Here is a 5,555-nt window from a genome sequence, read left to right on the forward strand (position 1 = left end):
GAAACTATGAATTATTAATGGAATCTTCCGAAAATATAACCAAATTATCCGCCATAAAACTTTTATTGAATAAAATTTAAACAGGCTCTAAGAAATTGGTAGCCATTTTAATTCTTTTTCAATTAATTTTCTATATTTTGTTGTAATTTGAACAGGAGTTTTTCTAATATATTCTTCTGCTAAAACACTTGTATTTCCTCTAAGTTCTTTTAGATATTCTAACCTTTTTTCTTTAGATATTAATCTTTCATTTCCGTTTTCTTCTATTTTCCATTTCTCACCTAAATTTGTCCAAATAACAGCATCAAAATCTGTTTGCTCAATCCAGTTTTTTATATTTTTTTTGAATTTAAAATCATTTCTGTTAAAAATATCATCTTTTTTAATATAAGAACCAATACTTAATCTTCTAGAACCTTCTCTTACTGCTAAGTTTAAAACAGCTTCTTCTACCATTTTATATGTCGATGTCGCATATAATGCTTCTAACTCAGTTCCTTCAGAAGTAATAACTAAAGTTAGCCTACCATTTTTAGATATTCTTGCAAATTCTATTGGTAAAATTGCACCTTTATTTTGCCAATCTTGTTCTTTATCAAATGCTAATTCTTTGGGTTGCCAAATTAACGAACCCCAACCAAGTATTGCTATTTTCATAATTATGATTGTTTACAAATATGAGTCATTTTTGCTATAAAATTTAATCTTAAATCTTCTGTTGATATTCCCCTAAACTCTTCTTTACCTCTAAAATTTTTTCCATTTATAAGAGTTTGTTGATATTCTTCAAGTAATTTTTCTAATCGATTTTGAAAATTATTTCTATAGATTATGTACTTTTCACCCTTCTCTTCATAACATTTTTTATTCTTTTCGTCAGCAACATTTATAACCCAATTATTTTTTGTTTGCGTTTCATGTAATAAACCACAACGAACATTTGAATAAAAACTCTCTCCATCAATACCATCAAACTTATCCTTAAATTTATCAAAAAAAGAAATAAATATATCCTTATTACTTTTACTTATTTCCTCTTTATTAGCATTTTTCCAATAGATTTTATTCTTCTTACATCCACTACAATTATCATCAAGATAAAACAACCACCCATTAATAAAACACTCAAAAGTTTCTATTAAAGAACATTGCAAATTAACCATAGCAAAACCTTCTCCTTCCTTCAGATTTAAATTTTGTATTGCATGTATTGGTGCTAAATACCTCGTTTTTATGCGTTCTTCAAAAAAATGAGCAGCCAAACCCCATAATTCATTTTCTGAATCCTTTATTTTTTTTTCTAACTCATTCCAATCATTAACTGTTAAATTTCCTGCTATTTTCATTTGTTATTAAATATAAAAATTACTTCTTCAATATCAATTAAAGGTGAAATTATATTCCAGATAATTTCGCCAGCCTTATTTTCATCTAATTCATTATTTTTATTAATATAAAAATCAATATTTTTTAAATTTCTTTTAGGTAGAATAACTTTATCTCTCTGGAAATTAGTCCATTTCATCTCACATATTTTTATTTTCATTTCACACCAATTAATTCCATTATTACTTATTAATCCTGAAAAATCACAATCTAATATATAAAAATGAATGAATTTTAAAAAAAAATTAATATCATTCCATGGTAATGATGGATTTTTACTCAACTCAAAACATCCAAATTTCTTACTTAGATGTCTCTCATTATCAAAAACATCAAAATTCTCACACCCAAACCTCTCAATCAAATCACTTGACCATTGTACTCCCGTATTTTCACTTAGATGTTCCCAGTTAATATTTTCCTTATATTTTTCAATCAATTCTTCATTCCAAGAAAAACCATTATTCCATGATAAATTGTTTATATTAAGTTGTGTTTCATATTTTAAAAAAAAAGAACTAGACCATGGTAAATTTTCTTTAAAAGATAGACTATCCCAATTCAATTTTTTCTCATATTTTTTAATCAACGATTCTGTCCAATTTACTTTACCGTTTGAACATAAATCATCCCAACTTATTTCGTACTGATATTTATCTATAAAATCTTCACTCCATACTAATGTTTTATTTCTAGATAAGTAATACCAATTCCAAAATAAATTTTTATTTTCTAATATTAGATCAATATTAGTATTATAAAAATCAAAATTCCAAGAAACCATTTCCCAGCTTAATTTATTACTATACTTTTTTAAAATATCTAAATTTATTTTAGAATTACTCGACAGTCCTGGTCTTTGAGGATCTTCAAAATTATACCAAGCTAAATGATCAAAACAAAGCTTATCTTTGTATTCTTTCACAAAATCAATTGACCATAATATATTTTCATTATTACTTAGAAGCATCCAATCTACATTTTTATTTAACTTTAATAAATCTGTTAATTCAAACGAGTAATATTTTGTTATTAACTGAAATATTAAACCTTTATTTTCTTTAAATAACTCTTTTAAATAATATTTACTTTCAATCATTATTAGTTTTCTTTACCTTAATTAATTTACTTCCTTCAATTTTAAATAATTTTCTATTATCAACATTTCCATCAGGTTGGGTAAGAATACGTTTATTAGTTTTATCTATTTTTTGAATTCTTAAATAATCCCACTCTTTTTCATGCAAGTATTTTTTAGTAGTAGGATTGTATATATAATATCTTAACCAAGTACTACCACCAACACTAATAGGCATGGCAAAATCTATAAATCCATCTAAATTGTAGTCGTAAAAACGAATTACAATTTCATCTAAAGCTGTTGGATCTTCTATATTATTAAAGCTAGTAATATGCATATCTTTTTTACATATTTCCAGCAATTTTATACCGCCATAATGCCGTTCTAAATTAGACGAATAAGATAATTTCTCATCCCATGTTATTACAAAATTAAATTCCTTGATTTTAAATGTTTGGCTGTTTTTTACTCTTTTAAAAATAACATCTTCCTTTTCAAAATCAGTAAACTGAGCATTTAAAGTTGATGAAAAGAACAAAAAAATTAACAAATGTTTCATATAGCAGTTTTAACTATAAAAGTAAGTAATTATTTGTTTGATGTATTGGCGTTTTTCAAAAATAGACATAAAAAAAGCACGCTATAAATAGCGTGCTTTTAAATATTATAATAAGGAATTATTACACAACTCCTTGATCTAACATTGCATCAGCAACTTTTACGAAACCAGCAACATTTGCTCCTTTTACGTAATCTACAAAACCATCAGCTTGCGTACCATATTCAACACAAGATGCGTGAATATCGTTCATAATTTGTTTTAATTTAGCATCTACTTCTTCTCTTGTCCAGTTGTAACGTAATGAGTTTTGGCTCATTTCTAATCCTGAAGTTGCTACTCCACCTGCATTAGATGCTTTTCCTGGTGCAAATAAGATTTTTGCGTTTTGGAAAACCTCAACAGCTTCTGGTGTAGAAGGCATGTTTGCTCCTTCGGCAACACAAATAACTCCGTTTGCAACTAATGTTTTTGCCTCTTCACCGTTTAACTCATTTTGAGTTGCACATGGTAAAGCTACATCACATTTAACGCTCCAAGGTCTTTCGCCTTTAAAGAATTTTGCGTTAGGATATTTTGTTACATATTCGCTAATTCTAGCTCTACGAACATTTTTAATTTCCATAACGTGTGCTAATTTCTCAGCATCGATTCCGTCAGCATCATAAATATATCCTGAAGAATCTGATAAAGTAACTACTTTAGCTCCTAATTCAGTTGCTTTTTCAGTAGCATATTGTGCAACGTTTCCAGAACCTGAAACCACAACAGTTTTACCTTCAAAAGAATCTCCTTTTACTTTTAACATGTTTTGAGCAAAATAAACATCACCGTAACCTGTTGCTTCTGGGCGTATTAAAGAACCACCCCAAGAGGCACCTTTACCAGTTAAAACTCCAACAAATTCGTTACGTAATTTTTTATATTGACCGAACATAAATCCGATTTCTCTTCCTCCAACACCAATATCTCCCGCAGGAACATCGGTATTAGCTCCAATATGACGGAATAATTCCGACATAAAAGCCTGACAAAAAGCCATTACTTCTCTATCAGATTTTCCTTTTGGATTAAAATCAGAACCTCCTTTTCCTCCACCCATTGGTAAAGTAGTTAAAGAGTTTTTAAATACTTGTTCGAATCCTAAGAATTTTAAGATTGATAAGTTTACAGACGGGTGAAAACGTAAACCACCTTTGTAAGGTCCGATAGCCGAGTTAAACTCTACTCTGTACCCTCTGTTTACTTGAGTTTCTCCTTTATCGTCAACCCAAGCAACTCTAAACATTAAAGTTCTTTCTGGTTCAACCATTCTTTCTAACAATTTCTTCCCTTGATACTTAGGATTGTTTTCAATAAATGGAATTACAGTTTCTGCTACTTCGTGAACAGCTTGTAAAAATTCTGGCTCGTTAGAATTACGTTCGTTCACGTAATTCATAAAATCATTTATTTTAGATTCCATAATCTAGTTTGTGTTATTTATGTGTTGTAATTCTGATTAACAAATTCCTTTAGGCAAATATAATTAATTTACAATCTGTTAAATTTAAAAACATCAAAAATTAACTGTTTTAATATTTATTTGTGATTTCATCTATATAGGGAATCTAAATTTTTGCTCGTCTTTCTTAACCTGTGGACTTAATTTCTCTGAAGGATTTATTGGAAACACCCAATCTGTACATTTTTTACCAAGAATATTTTCAATATTGAATGTTTCCGCTTGTATTGAATTACTAAATTTTGAACTTTCCTTTGTTCCTCCTAAAAACCTTGCTAATCTATTTTCAAAGTTCCCTTGAGTCTTTTTTGTTAGTTCCTCATAAGGTTTTAAATTAAATGGTTCTTTAATTCTTATAGTTTTTGCAATTTTAAAAACCTCTTCAAATGATTTTTTTTCACCACTATATTTCTTCGAAAGAAATGTAAAAATATCAATCTCTTTTTTGTATTTCTTTTCAATTTTCATAATTAGTTTTTTTTGTGTTGATTAATGCAATTAATTTTATATGGTCTTAGATTTTAGTGTTTTTTTATTCCAAAATCAATGTTTTAACCTGCTTTAATTCCAATTTTGTTTTTCAATTGCGTTCTTCTATTTTATTCTTCTTGAGGCTCTCTAATAATTTCACAAATCATTATTTGGTCAGCTCTTTTTATATTAACCTTAATAAGGTATTCCTTTTTAAATGTGGGTATTTCAAAAAATAAATCTTCTACTTGCTTTGTATTTGTATACAATTCATTTGAGAAATTTTCAACATATATTTGAGATGTTTGGATTTCATCCTTTCCTACTCTAACAAAGTAGAAATTAAAATATCCGTCTGATTTAAAAGGATTATATTTTTTTAAAACATAGAGTTTTGTAACTTTTTTATCGGTTTTTGAATTTAAGATAAATGTAGTTTTTATTATGAATTAATAACCTTATTTCTTAGAGCCTGTTTAAATTTTATTCAATAAAAGTTTTATGGCGGATAATTTGGTTATATTTTCGGAAGATTCCATTAATAATTCATAGTT

6 protein-coding genes are annotated in these 5,555 nt (G+C 27.5%); all 6 read right to left on the reverse strand.

The features are described from left to right. Positions 1 to 87: 87 nt before the first annotated feature. Positions 88 to 657 (reverse strand): histone H1/H5 family protein, encoded by a 570-nt coding sequence (locus AQ1689_RS05470; protein ID WP_180947539.1) that lies wholly within the window; start codon positions 655 to 657, stop codon positions 88 to 90. 2 nt (positions 658 to 659) lie between these two features. Beyond that, positions 660 to 1,346 carry a hypothetical protein gene (locus AQ1689_RS05475; protein ID WP_101955440.1) on the reverse strand — a complete coding sequence of 229 codons (687 nt, stop codon included), beginning with the start codon at positions 1,344 to 1,346 and terminating at the stop codon, positions 660 to 662. Then, entirely contained in the window at positions 1,343 to 2,485 is a 1,143-nt protein-coding gene (locus AQ1689_RS05480) for a hypothetical protein (protein WP_101955441.1), read from the reverse strand. The genes AQ1689_RS05475 and AQ1689_RS05480 overlap by 4 nt, the downstream gene beginning before the upstream one ends. Continuing rightward, a complete protein-coding gene (locus tag AQ1689_RS05485; protein ID WP_101955442.1) occupies positions 2,478 to 3,026 on the reverse strand; it encodes an XAC2610-related protein in 549 nt (182 codons plus the stop codon). Before AQ1689_RS05485 ends, AQ1689_RS05480 begins: the two co-directional genes overlap by 8 nt. Before the next feature lie 121 nt (positions 3,027 to 3,147). Beyond that, positions 3,148 to 4,491, reverse strand: a complete 1,344-nt coding sequence (gdhA, locus tag AQ1689_RS05490; protein WP_058885994.1) for an NADP-specific glutamate dehydrogenase — start codon at positions 4,489 to 4,491, stop codon at positions 3,148 to 3,150. A gap of 132 nt (positions 4,492 to 4,623) precedes the next feature. After that, positions 4,624 to 4,998, reverse strand: coding sequence for a hypothetical protein (locus tag AQ1689_RS05495; RefSeq protein WP_101955443.1), 375 nt, complete (start codon positions 4,996 to 4,998; stop codon positions 4,624 to 4,626). Positions 4,999 to 5,555: the final 557 nt, after the last annotated feature.

Origin of the sequence: Tenacibaculum finnmarkense (assembly GCF_900239185.1) — a bacterium.
GTDB classification, from domain to species: Bacteria; Bacteroidota; Bacteroidia; order Flavobacteriales; family Flavobacteriaceae; genus Polaribacter; species Polaribacter finnmarkensis.

What these genes read in the sequence shown, in the direction of transcription:
- AQ1689_RS05480 (WP_101955441.1), bottom strand. Translation starts at nt 2,485, where the DNA reads ATGATTGAAAGTAAATATTATTTAAAAGAGTTATTTAAAGAAAATAAA.
- gdhA (WP_058885994.1), bottom strand. Translation starts at nt 4,491, where the DNA reads ATGGAATCTAAAATAAATGATTTTATGAATTACGTGAACGAACGTAAT.
- AQ1689_RS05495 (WP_101955443.1), bottom strand. Translation starts at nt 4,998, where the DNA reads ATGAAAATTGAAAAGAAATACAAAAAAGAGATTGATATTTTTACATTT.
- AQ1689_RS05485 (WP_101955442.1), bottom strand. Translation starts at nt 3,026, where the DNA reads ATGAAACATTTGTTAATTTTTTTGTTCTTTTCATCAACTTTAAATGCT.
- AQ1689_RS05470 (WP_180947539.1), bottom strand. Translation starts at nt 657, where the DNA reads ATGAAAATAGCAATACTTGGTTGGGGTTCGTTAATTTGGCAACCCAAA.
- AQ1689_RS05475 (WP_101955440.1), bottom strand. Translation starts at nt 1,346, where the DNA reads ATGAAAATAGCAGGAAATTTAACAGTTAATGATTGGAATGAGTTAGAA.